14 protein-coding genes and 1 tRNA gene are annotated in these 13627 nt (G+C 69.9%); 9 read left to right on the top strand and 6 right to left on the bottom strand.

The features are described 5' to 3' along the window. The first annotated feature begins 352 nt into the window (after positions 1–352). Together serS and RKD20_RS22570 are read left to right on the top strand one after the other, a co-directional pair. Positions 353–1630, top strand: coding sequence for a serine--tRNA ligase (serS, locus tag RKD20_RS22575; protein ID WP_424879301.1), 1278 nt, complete (start codon positions 353–355; stop codon positions 1628–1630). Continuing rightward, positions 1627–2430: an HAD family hydrolase gene (locus RKD20_RS22570; RefSeq protein WP_424879300.1), complete on the top strand. Its 804-nt coding sequence runs from the start codon at positions 1627–1629 to the stop codon at positions 2428–2430. The genes serS and RKD20_RS22570 overlap by 4 nt, the downstream gene beginning before the upstream one ends. A 252-nt stretch (positions 2431–2682) precedes the next feature. Here the strand turns inward: RKD20_RS22570 and RKD20_RS22565 are convergent. The 6 genes from RKD20_RS22565 to RKD20_RS22540 form a co-directional block, all read right to left on the bottom strand. Further along, positions 2683–2770 (bottom strand) — tRNA-Ser (locus RKD20_RS22565). Positions 2771–3038: 268 nt separating this feature from the next. Beyond that, positions 3039–3236, bottom strand: a complete 198-nt coding sequence (locus tag RKD20_RS22560) for a hypothetical protein (RefSeq protein ID WP_007383214.1) — start codon at positions 3234–3236, stop codon at positions 3039–3041. Between the two features lie 107 nt (positions 3237–3343). Next, positions 3344–4063 carry an ABC transporter permease gene (locus RKD20_RS22555; protein WP_020119557.1) on the bottom strand — a complete coding sequence of 240 codons (720 nt, stop codon included), beginning with the start codon at positions 4061–4063 and terminating at the stop codon, positions 3344–3346. A gap of 11 nt (positions 4064–4074) precedes the next feature. After that, on the bottom strand, positions 4075–4986 hold the full coding sequence (locus RKD20_RS22550) for an ABC transporter ATP-binding protein (protein ID WP_020119556.1): 912 nt from the start codon (positions 4984–4986) through the stop codon (positions 4075–4077). After that, a complete protein-coding gene (locus RKD20_RS22545; protein ID WP_007383217.1) occupies positions 4983–5891 on the bottom strand; it encodes a hypothetical protein in 909 nt (302 codons plus the stop codon). Before RKD20_RS22545 ends, RKD20_RS22550 begins: the two co-directional genes overlap by 4 nt. Beyond that, positions 5881–6846 (bottom strand): ABC transporter ATP-binding protein, encoded by a 966-nt coding sequence (locus RKD20_RS22540; protein ID WP_424883290.1) that lies wholly within the window; start codon positions 6844–6846, stop codon positions 5881–5883. The genes RKD20_RS22545 and RKD20_RS22540 overlap by 11 nt, the downstream gene beginning before the upstream one ends. A gap of 248 nt (positions 6847–7094) precedes the next feature. On the opposite strand from RKD20_RS22540, the gene RKD20_RS22535 reads away from it, so the two are divergent. From RKD20_RS22535 to RKD20_RS22505, 7 genes are all read left to right on the top strand, one after another. Then, positions 7095–7937 carry a M24 family metallopeptidase gene (locus tag RKD20_RS22535; RefSeq protein WP_424879299.1) on the top strand — a complete coding sequence of 281 codons (843 nt, stop codon included), beginning with the start codon at positions 7095–7097 and terminating at the stop codon, positions 7935–7937. Continuing rightward, positions 7934–9691: an SDR family oxidoreductase gene (locus RKD20_RS22530; RefSeq protein WP_424879298.1), complete on the top strand. Its 1758-nt coding sequence runs from the start codon at positions 7934–7936 to the stop codon at positions 9689–9691. The genes RKD20_RS22535 and RKD20_RS22530 overlap by 4 nt, the downstream gene beginning before the upstream one ends. Further along, positions 9688–10557: a metal-dependent hydrolase gene (locus RKD20_RS22525; RefSeq protein ID WP_424879297.1), complete on the top strand. Its 870-nt coding sequence runs from the start codon at positions 9688–9690 to the stop codon at positions 10555–10557. The genes RKD20_RS22530 and RKD20_RS22525 overlap by 4 nt, the downstream gene beginning before the upstream one ends. Further along, the gene (locus tag RKD20_RS22520) at positions 10554–11492 is read left to right on the top strand and encodes a MerR family transcriptional regulator (RefSeq protein ID WP_424879296.1); all 939 of its coding nucleotides are present in this window, start codon (positions 10554–10556) and stop codon (positions 11490–11492) included. Before RKD20_RS22525 ends, RKD20_RS22520 begins: the two co-directional genes overlap by 4 nt. 122 nt (positions 11493–11614) lie before the next feature. Then, positions 11615–12187 carry an RNA 2'-phosphotransferase gene (locus RKD20_RS22515; RefSeq protein ID WP_424879295.1) on the top strand — a complete coding sequence of 191 codons (573 nt, stop codon included), beginning with the start codon at positions 11615–11617 and terminating at the stop codon, positions 12185–12187. A gap of 24 nt (positions 12188–12211) precedes the next feature. Continuing rightward, positions 12212–12667, top strand: coding sequence for a hypothetical protein (locus RKD20_RS22510; protein WP_424879294.1), 456 nt, complete (start codon positions 12212–12214; stop codon positions 12665–12667). 52 nt (positions 12668–12719) lie between these two features. Then, a complete protein-coding gene (locus tag RKD20_RS22505; protein WP_424879293.1) occupies positions 12720–13622 on the top strand; it encodes an LLM class flavin-dependent oxidoreductase in 903 nt (300 codons plus the stop codon). Positions 13623–13627: the final 5 nt, after the last annotated feature.

Raw genomic sequence — 13627 nt, 5'->3', positions numbered from 1 at the left:
GGGTGACCACTTTCCACTCGAAAGTAGGGGTAAGGGTGGGTTTGCACAGGGAATCCTCAGCGTGACCCCCAGGTTTCGGAGTGATCAATTCCGAAATCCACAGACCCTCCGCACACCCTGTGGATAACTTTTTGAGGAGTGTGGATTCCTGTGGACAACCGCATGCCAAGTCCCGCTCTCCACAAGGGAGTCGAGTCAACAGGACTACGCGCACATGCCTCGCCCCGGGGACCTTGAGCACCTTTCATTGACACGCTCCGCAATTCGCCCATAACGGTACGTAAGACATGATTCGGTACGGCACGGAATAGTGAGTCGTGTGCCGTATCCCCGCACCGGTAGCCTTGACCGCGTGATTGACCTTCGCCTGCTCCGTGAGGACCCCGACCGAGTGCGCGCCTCCCAGCGCGCCCGTGGAGAGGACGTCGCCCTCGTCGACGCCCTCCTGTCTGCCGACGAGCGGCGCAGGTCGTCCGGCGTCCGCTTCGACGAGCTGCGATCCGAGCAGAAGTCGCTCGGCAAGCTCATCCCCAAGGCCTCCGGTGACGAGAAGGCCGAGCTGCTGAAGAAGGCAGGTCAGCTCGCCGCCGACGTCAAGGCCGCCGACGCGGAGCAGCACGAGGCCGACGAGGAGACCAAGCGCCTCCTGCTCCAGCTCGGCAACCTCGTCCACCCCGACGTCCCCGTCGGCGGCGAGGAGGACTTCGTCGTCCTGGAGACGCACGGCACCATCCGCGACTTCGGCGCCGAGGGCTTCGAGCCCAAGGACCACCTGGAGCTCGGCGAGGCGCTGGGCGCCATCGACGTCGAGCGTGGTGCCAAGGTGTCCGGCTCGCGCTTCTACTACCTGACCGGTGTCGGCGCGCTCCTGGAGCTGGCCCTGGTCAACGCGGCGATCGCGCAGGCCACCGAGGCCGGCTTCACCCCGATGCTCACCCCCGCGCTGGTCCGCCCGCGCGCCATGGAGGGCACCGGCTTCCTCGGCCAGGCCGCGGAGAACGTCTACCACCTCGAGAAGGACGACTACTACCTGGTCGGCACCTCCGAGGTCCCGCTCGCCGCGTACCACATGGACGAGATCCTGGACGCGGACAAGCTGCCGCTGCGCTACGCCGGCTTCTCGCCGTGCTTCCGCCGCGAGGCCGGCACCTACGGCAAGGACACCCGGGGCATCTTCCGCGTGCACCAGTTCGACAAGGTCGAGATGTTCTCGTACGTCGCCCCCGAGGACGCGGAGAACGAGCACAAGCGGCTCCTGGACTGGGAGAAGCAGTGGCTGACCGGTCTTGAACTGCCCTTCCAGGTCATCGACGTGGCCTCGGGCGACCTCGGCTCCTCGGCCTCCCGCAAGTACGACTGCGAGGCGTGGATCCCGACCCAGGGCAAGTACCGCGAGCTGACCTCGGCCTCCAACTGCGACGGCTTCCAGGCCCGCCGCCTGTCCGTGCGCATGCGCGACGGCAAGAAGGTCCAGCCGCTGGCCACGCTCAACGGCACGCTGTGCGCCGTACCGCGCACCATCGTGGCGATCCTGGAGAACCACCAGCTGGCCGACGGCTCGGTGCGGGTGCCCGAGGTGCTGCGTCCGTACCTGGGCGGCCGGGAGCTGCTGGAGCCGGTCGCCAAGTGAGCCTGCCCTTTCCGTACCGGCTGATCGCGACCGACCTCGACGGGACGCTCCTGCGCTCCGACGAGTCGGTCTCGCAGCGCACCCGTGACGCGCTCGCCGCGGCCACCGCGGCGGGCGCCGCCCACATCGTCGTGACCGGACGCGGCGTCCCGTGGACCCGGCACATCCTCGACGACCTCGGCTACGACGGTCTCGCCGTCTGCGGCCAGGGCGCACAGGTGTACCACGTCGGCGAGCACCGTCTGCTGACCTCGGTGACCCTGGACCGGCAGCTGGCCGGGGTGGCCCTCGCGAAGATCGAGGCGGAGGTCGGCCCGCTGTACCTGGCGGCCAGCCGTGACGGCCTCGACGGCGACGTGCTGGTCGGGCCGGGGTACGCGGTGACGGGCGCTCTGCCGTCGACGCCGTTCACGGACGCCTCGGACCTCTGGCTCGCCCCGCTGAACAAGATCTACATACAGCATCCGAAGCTGTCGGACGACGAGCTGGCCGAGGCGGCCCAGCGGGCCGCGGGCGGCTTCGTCACGGTCGCCATGTCGGGCGAGGGCATCGTCGAACTGCTCCCGCTGGGCCTGTCCAAGGCCACGGGCCTGTCCTTGGCCGCCCGCCGCCTGGGACTGAAGGCAGCGGACACGATCGCCTTCGGCGACATGCCCAACGACATCCCGATGTTCGCCTGGGCCTCGTACGCCGTGGCCATGGCGGACGCGCACGAGGAACTCAAGGCGGTGGCCGACGAGGTGACGTCCTCCAACGAGGAGGACGGAATCGCGGTGGTACTGGAGCGACTGCTCGGCTGACGCGTACGGGCCGTCCGCCTGGACGGCCCGCAGCTCGTCGTACGACAGCAGCGCCCGGACCGCACGGAGTTCAGCTGCGTCCGGAGCCGACGGTAATCCGGTGCGGTGGTCCGCTCGCTCTTCCGAACGGGCACGAAGCCGGCCCCCAGCTCGACTGCCACGGCGACACCGAGCAGAAAGCCCCGGGATTCGACCCCGCTTCTTGCTGTACTTGCGCCAAGAAGCCGGCAAAGTCCCAGTGACAACGTCTCGCGGAGGATGCACGAATCGAACGTGCGCGGGCTTTCCAGGCCCGACCACGGCTTAGCAAGCCGGTGCCTTACCACTCGGCCAATCCTCCGGGTGGGCGGCCTCACGCGAGAGCGACGTCGCGTGCTCGAAGCGGCCGCCCCGGGCGGTTCCTGCGGGTGGACTCCACGGTGGCGTAACTACACCGGAGTCCTCCGCGGGCTGCCCTGACGGGAGCTGGACGTACTGTCGTGCAGAGACGTCGTCCGGCTCCTCTCCCAGAACGTGGCGCCGGTGTGTCGTCCGGCGATGTGAACACAACCACTGTGCCTGTACGACGAGTTGGGCGCCACCGATTAAATGCGGCCGTGTGTTCGAGGCTACCGGCGCCGCCACCGCCGTCGGCGCTTGCTGAAGAACCACCCGGCGGGCGGCTCGTCGGAGCGCCAGGGCTGCGGTTCGGGCTCCTCGTCACGCCAGCGCGCCGCCAGCATCCGGGCGCGGGCAGACGGCTCGGTCGTCCCCGCGGACCGTATGAAGTCCTCGTCCAGAACGAGGTCGTCCCAGTCGTCTGCCATGCCCGTTCCCTTCGACTCGCAGCCGAACGTTCCCCTTTGTCCAGTCTGCCCGGACAACGGTGAAGTCCCCGTCAGTAAGCGGGACATCAGCGGTACGTCAGCGGCGCCTACTCCTCGCCCGCCAGCGTCAGCGACCGCAGCTTCTGTCCCGCGTACCAGGTCGCGAGGACGGTCACCACGACCAGCAGCACCGTGGCCGTCGGCAGTCCGACGTCCGAGGTGACCAGGTCCCCGCCCGCGACCTTGTGGGCCACGGCCAGCGACCACTGCTGGACGCTCAGGGTCCTCGCGCCGGCGACCAGGGAGCCGAACAGGGCCTCCCAGACCAGCGCGTAGACCAGACCGAAGACCACCGCGTGCCGGGACACCGTGCCCAGCAGCAGGAAGAGGGCCGCGTAGGCGATCGAGGAGACCAGCGCGGCCACCGTGTAGGCGACGGCGATCTGCTGGCCGTTGCCGTTGAGGATGAAGCCCGCGATCAGCGTCGGCAGCGCCGAGAACACCATCGTCACGGCGATCGCCACGATCAGCTTGGTGAAGATGATCGTCGGCCGCTTGAGCGGCTTGGACAGCAGGTACACCACCGAGCCGTCGTCGATCTCCGGGCCGATCGCGCCGGTGCCCGCGATGACGCCGATGATCGGCACCATGGTGGCGAGCGCGAGCCCGCCCAGCAGGTCGGAGGCGGTCTGGTCGTCGGCGCCGACCAGGGCGCGCACGATCACGGAGATCACGATCAGCAGCAGGGGCAGGGCGCCCAGGATGAGGGCCCGGCGGCGGCCGAGCAGGGCCCGGTAGGTGAGCCGGGCGACTGTGGGGTCGTACATCTTTGGGCCTCCTACGCCGCGACGAGATACGAGAAGACGGACTCGAGGGACTCGTCGGAGGGCGAGACCGTGAGCAGCCGGATGCCGTGGTCGCGCGCGACCTTGGGCAACAGCGCGGTGAAACGGCCGAAGTCGACGGCCTGGATGCGCAACGCGCCCTCCGCCAGGTCGACCTCGATGCCCGACGTCGACGGGTCGGCGATCAGCGCGGCCGCGAGGGCACGGTCGTCGCTGGAACGCACCAGGTAGCGGTGCGGACGGTCGGTCATCAGGCGGCGGATCTTGCGGAAGTCGCCACTGGCCGCGTGCCGGCCCGCGACGACCACCTCGATGTGCCAGGCGAGCTGCTCGACCTCTTCGAGGATGTGCGAGGAGAACAGCACGGTGCGGCCCTCGTCGCCCATGCGCCGCAGCAGATCCATGAGCTGCATCCGCTGGCGGGGGTCCATGCCGTTGAAGGGCTCGTCTAGCAGGAGCAGCGACGGGTCGTGGACCAGCGCGCTCGCCATCTTCACGCGCTGGCGCATGCCCTTGGAGTACGTAGAGATCTTGCGGTCCTGCGCGTACTCCATCTCGACCGTGGCCAGCGCCTGCTGGGCCGCCTTGGCACCGAGGCCGTGCAGCTCGGCGTTGGCGACGACGAACTCGCGGCCGGTGAGGAAGTCGTACATCGCCTCGCGCTCGGGGACGATGCCGATGTGCCGGTAGATGGCCTCGTTGCGCCACACCTGCTGTCCGTCGAGGGTGACGGTGCCGGTGGAGGGGGCGAGGAAGCCGCCCATCATGTTGATGAGGGTGGATTTTCCGGCGCCGTTGGGGCCCAGGAGGCCGGTGACGCCGGGGCCGATGGTCATGGTGATGTCGTTGACGGCGACCACGTTGCCGAACCAGCGGGAGACATGGTCGATCTGGAGCGTGGTCACAGTCCCACCTTCTTGTAGCGGCGCATCAGGAGGCCGTAGCACGCGGCGATCAGGCCGAGGACGGCCAGGACGTAGACCACGCCCTCGCCGTTCGACGGGCCGACCGCTCCCGGGAACGCCGAGTTCGCGCCGAGGAACGCGGACTGCAGTCCGTCGATGAGCGTGACCGGCGAGAACAGGCCGATCCACGGGACGGCACTGGAGCTGCCCTGGGCATCGGCGATGGCCTGCAGGGTGGAGACCGCGCCGTAGGAGATGGTCATGACGGCGATCACGGCAGCGATGCCGAAGCCGCGGCGCGGAGTGACCGACGCGATCACCAGGCCGATACCGGCGAAGAGGAGCGAGAGCAGCGCCACGGAGACGAGTCCCTGCCCGAACCCCTTGGTCTGGTCGGCGAAGTCCAGCTTGGCCAGGAGCGCGCCCACATAGAGCACGATCAGCGGGGCGGCCGTCAGGATGAACATCGCCGAAGCCAGCGCCGCGTACTTCGCGCGCACGTAGTCCGCCGTCTCGATGGGCCGCGAGAAGTACAGCGGCACGGTCTTGAAGCGCAGGTCGCGCGAGACGGACTGGGGTGCCTGCGAGGCGACGTACAGGCTGATGACGGCCTGCATGATGATCGCGTAGCGCGTGTAGTCGACGGGCAGGTCCTTCGCCTTCGTGGCGACCGCGACGGCCACCATGATGGCCGCGGGCACGCACATCACGACGAACAGCAGCATCGGCAGCACCTTGGACTTCACCGAGCGGCCGAGGCCGTAGGCGCCGCGCAGGGACTGCGAGTACAGCGAGCGGGTGGCGTAGGAACGGCCGAGGCGGGGCCCGTCGTACGTGCGGTAGCCGATGTTGTGGATGCGGGTCTGGTCGCCCGAGGGGACGGTGACCGGGTGCTCAACTGCCATGGCCGACGGCCTCCTTCCGCTGCTCGTCCTCGTTCGTGAAGACTTCCGAGATGTGGTGCCTGCGCTGCTCCATGCGGACCAGGCCGAGGCCGAGGTCGGCGACGACGTCCCGGACGACGTCGTAGGTCTCCTCGCCCTGTGCGGTCAGCAGCAGGATGTGGCCGGCGCCCGGCAGCCCGCTCTGGGAGTCGAGGACCTCGATCCCGCGCGCGTGGAGCGCCTCGCGCACCGCGCGGGTGCCGTCCGGGTGCGCATCGGTGTCGGTGACCTCGACCGCGAGGGTCGCCGTGGTCTGGGTGAAGTCGGTGGTGGAGCTGGAGCGCAGGAGCTTGCCGCCGTCGATGACGACGACGTGGTCGCAGGTACGCTCCAGCTCGCCCAGCAGGTGCGAGGTGACCAGGACCGAGATGCCGAAGTCGGTGTGGATACGGCGGATCAGGCCCAGCATGTCGTCGCGGCCGACCGGGTCGAGGCCGTTGGTCGGCTCGTCGAGGAAGACCAGCTGCGGGTCGTGGACCAGGGCCTGCGCGAGCTTCACGCGCTGCTTCATGCCGGTGGAGTAGCCGCCGATGGGGCGGTAGCGCTCCTCGTACAGGCCGACATGGCGCAGGGTGTCCGCGGTGCGCTCCCGCGCGGCGGTGGGCGGCAGGCCGGACATGCGGGCCATGTGCACGACGAACTCGGTGGCCGAGACGTCGGGCGGCAGGCAGTCGTGCTCCGGCATGTAGCCGACCCGCTCGCGGATGGCGGCGCCCTCGGTCGCGACGTCGAGCCCGAGCACTTCGGCACGGCCCTCGGACGCGGGGGACAGACCCAGCAGGATCTTGATCATGGTGGACTTGCCGGCTCCGTTGGCGCCGACGAGTCCGGTAACACCGGGTCCGACGTCCAAGGAGAGCCGGTCAAGCGCGGTCACCCGGGGGAACCGCTTGCTCAGGCTTTCGGTCGCGATCACAGTCACATCCCCGACAGTAGTGACGCGGACCACTCAGGTCGTCACCCCGCAGAGCTGCATCGGCATCAGACTCCAGAGGTACGGGCACCTAGGGGTCACCCTGAGGTCCCACAACGCGCCCCCCGTTTTCCACATCGCCGGGCTTTTCCACACTCGCTCCGGGCCCTATTGACGCAGCCTCCAACGACTGTCACATTCGCCAGTGTCACGTTACGGGCACGTACCGCGGTCGACGGGGACGAGGCGGCATGACCACAGCAGCGAACAGCGGACTCTCCACCCGGTTGCGGGGATTCAGGCAGGTCCAGCGGCTCGCCTACGACTGCGCGGAGGCGGTCGCGGCCCACCTGGAGCCCGGCGTGAGCGAGCGGCAGGCCGCCCGGATGCAGCGCGAGTGGCTGCGGGAGCGGGGCGTACGGGACTGGTTCCACCTGCCCTTCGCCTGGTTCGGGGACCGCACGGCGTTCACGGGCTTCCGCGTTCCGCTCCAGTTCTTCCCCACCGACCGCCGCCTGGAGCCCGGGATGCCGTTCATCCTGGACATGGCCCCGGTGCACGAGGGCTGCACCGCGGACATCGGCTACTCCGGCTCGCTCGGCGTCAACCCCGTCCAGGACAGGCTGATGGCCGACCTGGAGGCGCACCGCGAGCTGATCCTGCGCGAGGTCCGTGAGCGGCGGTCCCTGCGCGAGATCTACGAGGACGTCGACCGGCTCATGGTCCGCCAGGGCTACGCCAACCGGCACCGCGCGTACCCCTTCGGCGTGATCGCCCACAAGGTCGACCGGGTCAAGCAACGCCGCTGGTCACCGCAGGTGTTCGGGTTCGGCACCCAGTCCCTGAAGGGCCTGGCGGCCGACGCGCTGCACGGTCACCGGGAGGGCTGGTCGCCCCTGTGGTCGCCGTACCGCTTCTCCGACCACCCGCCGCAGCCGGGCCTGTGGGCGGTCGAGCCCCATCTCGGATTCCGGGGCACGGGCGCCAAGTTCGAGGAGATCCTGGTCGTCACCGACTCCCGGGACCCCGAGCAGAGCGCCTTCTGGCTGGACGACGATCTGCCGCACGTGCGGCGCTGGGCGGAGGAGAAGTGACCTTGCTCGAAGACGCGCGCGAGCGCCGGGTACGGACCGGCGGAGTCGACCTGTGCGTGGCCGAACTGGGCGACCCCGGACAGCCCACCGTCGTCCTGGTGCACGGCTACCCGGACAGCAAGGAGGTCTGGTCCGACGTCGCCTCCCGCCTCGCCGACCGCTTCCACGTCGTCCTCTACGACGTCCGCGGCCACGGCCGCTCCACGGCACCGAAGCCGCTGCGCGGAGGGTTCACCCTGGAGAAGCTGACGGACGACTTCCTGGCCGTCGTGGACGCCGTCAGCCCGGACCGGCCCGTGCACCTGGTCGGACACGACTGGGGCTCGGTGCAGTCCTGGGAGTTCGTCACCGTCCCGCGCACCGAGGGCCGCATCGCCTCCTTCACCTCGATGTCCGGACCGTCCCTCGACCACTTCGGCCACTGGATCGCGGGCCGCCTCAGGCGCCCCACCCCCCGCCGCATCGGCCAGCTCCTCGGCCAGGGCGCCAAGTCCTGGTACGTGTACGCACTGCACACCCCCGCCCTGCCGGAACTGGCCTGGCGCGGCCCGCTCGGCAAGGTCTGGCCGCGCGTGCTGGAGCGGGCCGAGAAGGTCCCCGCCGACGGCTACCCGACCGCCTCGCTGCCCGCCGACGCGGCCCACGGCGCCTGGCTGTACCGGGACAACATCCGGGCCCGGCTGCGCCACCCCCGCACCGACGCCTACGCACACGCGCCCGTGCAGCTCATCACGCCCCTGGGCGACGCGTTCCTCTCGGAGAAGCTCAACGACGGCCTGGAGCAGTGGGTACCGCGGCTGACCCGGCGCACCCTGCCCGCCAAGCACTGGATCCCCCGTTCCCGGCCCGACCAGCTGTCGTCATGGATCACGGAGTTCGTGACGTCCGTCGAAGGCGGCCGCACCACCGTGCGGGCGACCGGGAAGCACGCCGACCGGTTCGGCGGGCAGCTCGTCCTCGTCACCGGCGCGGGCAGCGGCATCGGACGGGCCACCGCCTTCGCCTTCGCCGAGGCCGGCGCGCGCGTGGTGGCCGTCGACCGGGACACCGAATCCGCCGCCCGCACCGCCGAACTGTCCCGGCTGCTCGGCGCCCCCGAGGCCTGGGCGGAGACCGTCGACGTCTCCGACGAACAGGCCATGGAAAAGCTCGCCGCCAAGGTCGCCGTCGAGTACGGCGTGGTGGACGTCCTGGTCAACAACGCCGGCATCGGCATCGGCGGCTCCTTCCTCGACACCACCACCGAGGACTGGAAGAAGGTCCTCGACGTCAACCTGTGGGGCGTCATCCACGGCTGCCGGCTCTTCGGCAGGCAGATGGCCGAGCGCGGACAGGGCGGCCACATCGTCAACATCGCCTCGGCGGCCGCCTACCAGCCCTCCCGGGCGCTGTCCGCCTACGGCACCTCCAAGGCCGCCGTCCTCATGCTCAGCGAGAGCCTGCGCGCGGAACTGGCAGGCCGGGGGATCGGTGTCTCGGCGATCTGCCCCGGCATCGTCAACACCGCCATCACCTCCACAGCGCGCTTCGCGGGCGTCGACGCGGACGAGGAGAAACGCCGCCAGAAGCGCACGGCCCGCCTCTACCGGCTGCGGAACTACCCGCCCGAGAAGGTCGCCGACGCGATCCTGAGAGCGGTCGTGCGCAACCAGGCCGTCGTACCGGTCACCCCCGAGGCCCGCGGCGCGCACGCCCTGGCCCGGTGGGCGCCGAAGACACTGCGGGCGATCGCCCGGCTGGAGCCGCCGAAGTGAGCCACGAGATCGCCCCGCGCCGGGTGGCCTTCGACTGGTCCCGCACTCCGCTGCACTGGATCCCCGGCGAGCCCACCGCCACCCACGTCATCAACGTCCTGCACCTGCTGCTGCCGGCGGGGGAGCGCTGGTTCGTGAAGGTCTTCAGGGAGGGCCTGCCGCTGATCACGGACCCCGAACTCCGCGCCGACGTCAAGGGGTTCATGGGCCAGGAGGCCACGCACAGCGTCCAGCACACCCACGTACTGGACCACCTGGCGGCTCAGCGGCTCGACACCACCGACTTCACCAAGTACGCCGACTTCCTCTTCGAGCGGCTGCTCGGCGAGCGGCCACCGCTCAACGCGCCCATTCCCGCGCGCGAGTGGCTGCGGTTCCGGTTGTCGGTCGTGGCCGCCGTCGAACAGTTCACGGCGGTGCTCGGCGACTGGGTCCTGGCCGCCGACGGTCTCGACCGGGCCGGCGCCGACGAGGTCATGCTCGACCTGCTGCGCTGGCACGGCGCCGAGGAGGTCGAACACCGCGCGGTCGCCTTCGACATGTACCAGCACTGCGGCGGCACCGGCACAGCCCGCTACGCCCGCCGGATCGCGGGCATGGCGGTGACGGCCCCGGTGATGCTGTACCTGTGGGTATGGGGGACGGCCTATCTGATGCGTCACGATCCACAGCCGGCGGGACGGGCGCGCTACTCGCTCAAGGAGCACGAGAAGGCCGTACGAAAGGGCCTGCTGCCGCCCTGGCGAGAGCTGGGCGCGGCCGTACCACGCTACCTCCGGCGGTCCTACCACCCTTCTCGGGAAGGGTCGTTGAGCCGTGCGGTGGAGTACCTGCAGCGGTCACCGGCGGCGAGGGCGGCCTTGTGAGCGACACCCCCGCCTACCGGATCGAGGACCTCGCGCATCTCAGTGGCGCCACCGTCCGCACCATCCGCGCCTACCAGGACCGCGGACTGCTCCCCCGCCCCGAGCGCCGCGGCCGCGCCAACATCTACACCGACTCCCACCTCGTCCGGCTGCGGCAGATCGCCGACCTCCTCGACCGCGGCTACGGCCTGGCCTCCATCAAGGAGCTCCTGGATGCCTACGACTCCGGCCGCGGCCTCGGCGGGATCCTCGGTCTGGTCGCCGAGGTGGACGGCCCGTGGACCGACGAGGAGGCCGTCCGTATCTCCCGGGCCGACTTGGACGCACGCTTCGGCGGCATCCCCGACGAGGCCGCGGTGGCCGAGGCGGTGGAACTCGGGGTGCTGGAGCCGGTGCCCGGAGACAAGGACTCCTTCCTCGTGCCGAGCCCCCAAGAGCTCGCCGTGGCAGCCGAGTTGCATGCCTCCGGAGTACCGCTCTCCGCGATCTCGGGCCACCTGCGGGAGTTGAGGGGGCAGGTCGAGCACATCGCCGCCCGTTTCCTGGAGTTCACCACCGAGCACGTCTTCGCCCGCTACCTGCAAGGACCACACCCACCGACCGACGCGGATGCCACCGAAGCGGCCTCCCTGGTACGACGGCTGCGGCCCCTCGCGCAGCAGACCGTGGACGCCGAACTCGCGCGAGCAATGCGGCTGTTGGCGGTACGGCAGCTGCGGCAGCACCTCGCGACGGAGGAGACGCCGGACAGGCGTGCCGCGTCACGTTCCGTGGCCGTGCCCGAGGAGACGATGCGGGCGGTGGAGGGGCTTGTTGGGACGGAGCGGGTGGCGGAGTTCTTTGTGCTGGCGGCCGAACGGGAGGTGCGGGCAAGGAAGTTGGATGCGCTCACGTCAAGTGGGCGCCCCCCAGTTGATCTTGACGAAGAGGGCTGACATGACAGGGAGTTGTCCACAGAAACGCCAAGTAGCCTGTGGATAACTACAGTTGGTTGTGGATCAAACATCCGAGTCAAAATCATTCGCGTGATTCACGTCTCTCCCGGCACCCTGGCGGGATGAACGAGAACAAGCCACGCGAGAGCGACGAGAGACGCACCGTCAAGGTGTCGAAGTACCTCTCGAAGCATCTGCGCCACCAGCCCGAGCGGATCGGACTCACGCTCGACGAGGCCGGCTGGGTCGAGATCGACGAGCTGATCGCCGCGGCCACCGCGCACGGCTTCCGCTTCACCCGGGACGAGCTGGACCACGTGGTCGCCGCCAACGACAAACAGCGCTTCGCGATCGACGGCACCCGCATCCGCGCCAGCCAGGGCCACAGCATCGACGTCGACCTCGGCCTGCCGGCGGCGCCCCCGCCGCCGTACCTCTACCACGGCACCGTGGCCCGCCACCTGGACGCGATCCGGACGGAAGGACTGCGTCCCATGAACCGGCACGATGTCCATCTGTCGGCCGACCGCGAGACCGCGACCCGGGTCGGGGCCCGCCGTGGGCGTCCCGTCGTGCTCTGCGTGGACGCACAGGCCATGCACCGCGACGGCCACGTCTTCCACGTCAGCGAGAACGGGGTGTGGCTCACCCAGGCCGTGCCACCGCGATACCTGCGCCTTCCCGAGTCGCACTGAGCCCGGTGGGAGATGATCGACGCCATGGACAACGGCAGGGACCACCTCCCCACCACCGAGGCCGCCGTCACGGCACTCCGCGCCCTCGCCACCGAATACGGCCTCGCCATCGAGGTGACCCACGACATCGGCGCCGACCAGACCTCACGCCGCAGCGCGGCAGGCGTCGGCGTCACCACCGACCCGGACGGCACCCTGCCCCACGAGGCCTACGTCGAGCTCGGCGGCCTGCCCCGGGTGGATGTGCGCCTGTTCCCGGACGACGACGCCCTGATCACCGTGGACGGAATCGAGTGCCCCGACGTCGCACGCGACGACGTCCCCGCCTTCCTCCGCGCCCTCTACGAAGGCCACGCCTGGGTGAAGGCGCGCCGCTTCCCGCCCGGCCACTTCCTGATGGTGCCGCTCCCGGGCGACCGCGTGCACAAGGAGTTCATCCTGGTCGGCCTCAGTCCCTGGCTCAGCGCCCGCACACGGTGACGGTTGGTCACTGTTTCACGTGAAACACGACCCGCCGCTTACGCTCGGACACATGAGTCTGCGCCTGAGCACCGTGATCCTCCCTCACCGCCGCTGGAACGAGGGGGGCCGCGAGACATGGCAGCGCGCGGAGCAACTCGGCTTCCACACCGGATACACCTACGACCACCTGTCCTGGCGCACCTTCCGCGACGGGCCCTGGTTCGGAGCCGTGCCCACCCTGACCGGCGCCGCGGCCGTCACCGACCGGCTGCGCCTGGGCACCCTGGTGACCTCGCCGAACTTCCGGCACCCGGTGACCCTCGCCAAGGAACTGATCACCCTCGACGACATCTCCGGCGGCCGTGTCACCCTCGGCATCGGCGCGGGCGGCACCGGCTTCGACGCCACCGCGCTCGGCCAGGACCCGTGGACCCCGCGCGAGCGTGCCGACCGGCTCGCCGAGTTCGTCCCGCTGCTCGACCGCCTGCTCAGCGAGGACTCCGTGTCCTACGAGGGCGACTTCTACTCGGCGCACGAGGCCCGCAACATCCCCGGCTGCGTCCAGCGGCCCCGGCTGCCCTTCGCCGTGGCCGCCACCGGTCCGCGCGGCCTGAAGCTCGCCGCACGCCACGGACAGGCATGGGTGACCACCGGAGACCCGAAGCTGTACGAGAACGGCACACCCGAGCAGTCCCGCCACGCCCTCCGCGGTCAGATCGACAAGCTCACCGATGCCTGCGCGGCACTCGGCCGGGACGTGAACACCCTGGACAAGATCCTGCTCACCGGTTTCACCCCGGACCGTAGCCACCCGCTGGAGTCCCTCGACGCGTTCGTCGACTTCGCTGGCCGCCACCGGGAACTCGGCTTCACGGAACTCGTGATCCACTGGCCGATCCCCGACTCCGTCTTCGCCAGCGACCAGAAGGTCTTCGAGCAGATCGCCATGGAGGCACCGGCACAACTGGGCTGAGACAG

Source organism: Streptomyces sp. SLBN-8D4, from assembly GCF_049739545.1.
GTDB lineage: Bacteria > Actinomycetota > Actinomycetes > Streptomycetales > Streptomycetaceae > Streptomyces > Streptomyces canus_C.
This window is presented reverse-complemented; position numbering and strand designations above follow the sequence as displayed.

Bases quoted from the DNA above. Each gene is read 5' to 3' on its own strand.
- RKD20_RS22545 (WP_007383217.1), bottom strand. From the start codon at position 5,891: ATGGCAGTTGAGCACCCGGTCACCGTCCCCTCGGGCGACCAGACCCGC.
- RKD20_RS22515 (WP_424879295.1), top strand. From the start codon at position 11,615: ATGAACGAGAACAAGCCACGCGAGAGCGACGAGAGACGCACCGTCAAG.
- RKD20_RS22505 (WP_424879293.1), top strand. From the start codon at position 12,720: ATGAGTCTGCGCCTGAGCACCGTGATCCTCCCTCACCGCCGCTGGAAC.
- RKD20_RS22555 (WP_020119557.1), bottom strand. From the start codon at position 4,063: ATGTACGACCCCACAGTCGCCCGGCTCACCTACCGGGCCCTGCTCGGC.
- RKD20_RS22535 (WP_424879299.1), top strand. From the start codon at position 7,095: ATGACCACAGCAGCGAACAGCGGACTCTCCACCCGGTTGCGGGGATTC.
- RKD20_RS22510 (WP_424879294.1), top strand. From the start codon at position 12,212: ATGGACAACGGCAGGGACCACCTCCCCACCACCGAGGCCGCCGTCACG.
- RKD20_RS22560 (WP_007383214.1), bottom strand. From the start codon at position 3,236: ATGGCAGACGACTGGGACGACCTCGTTCTGGACGAGGACTTCATACGG.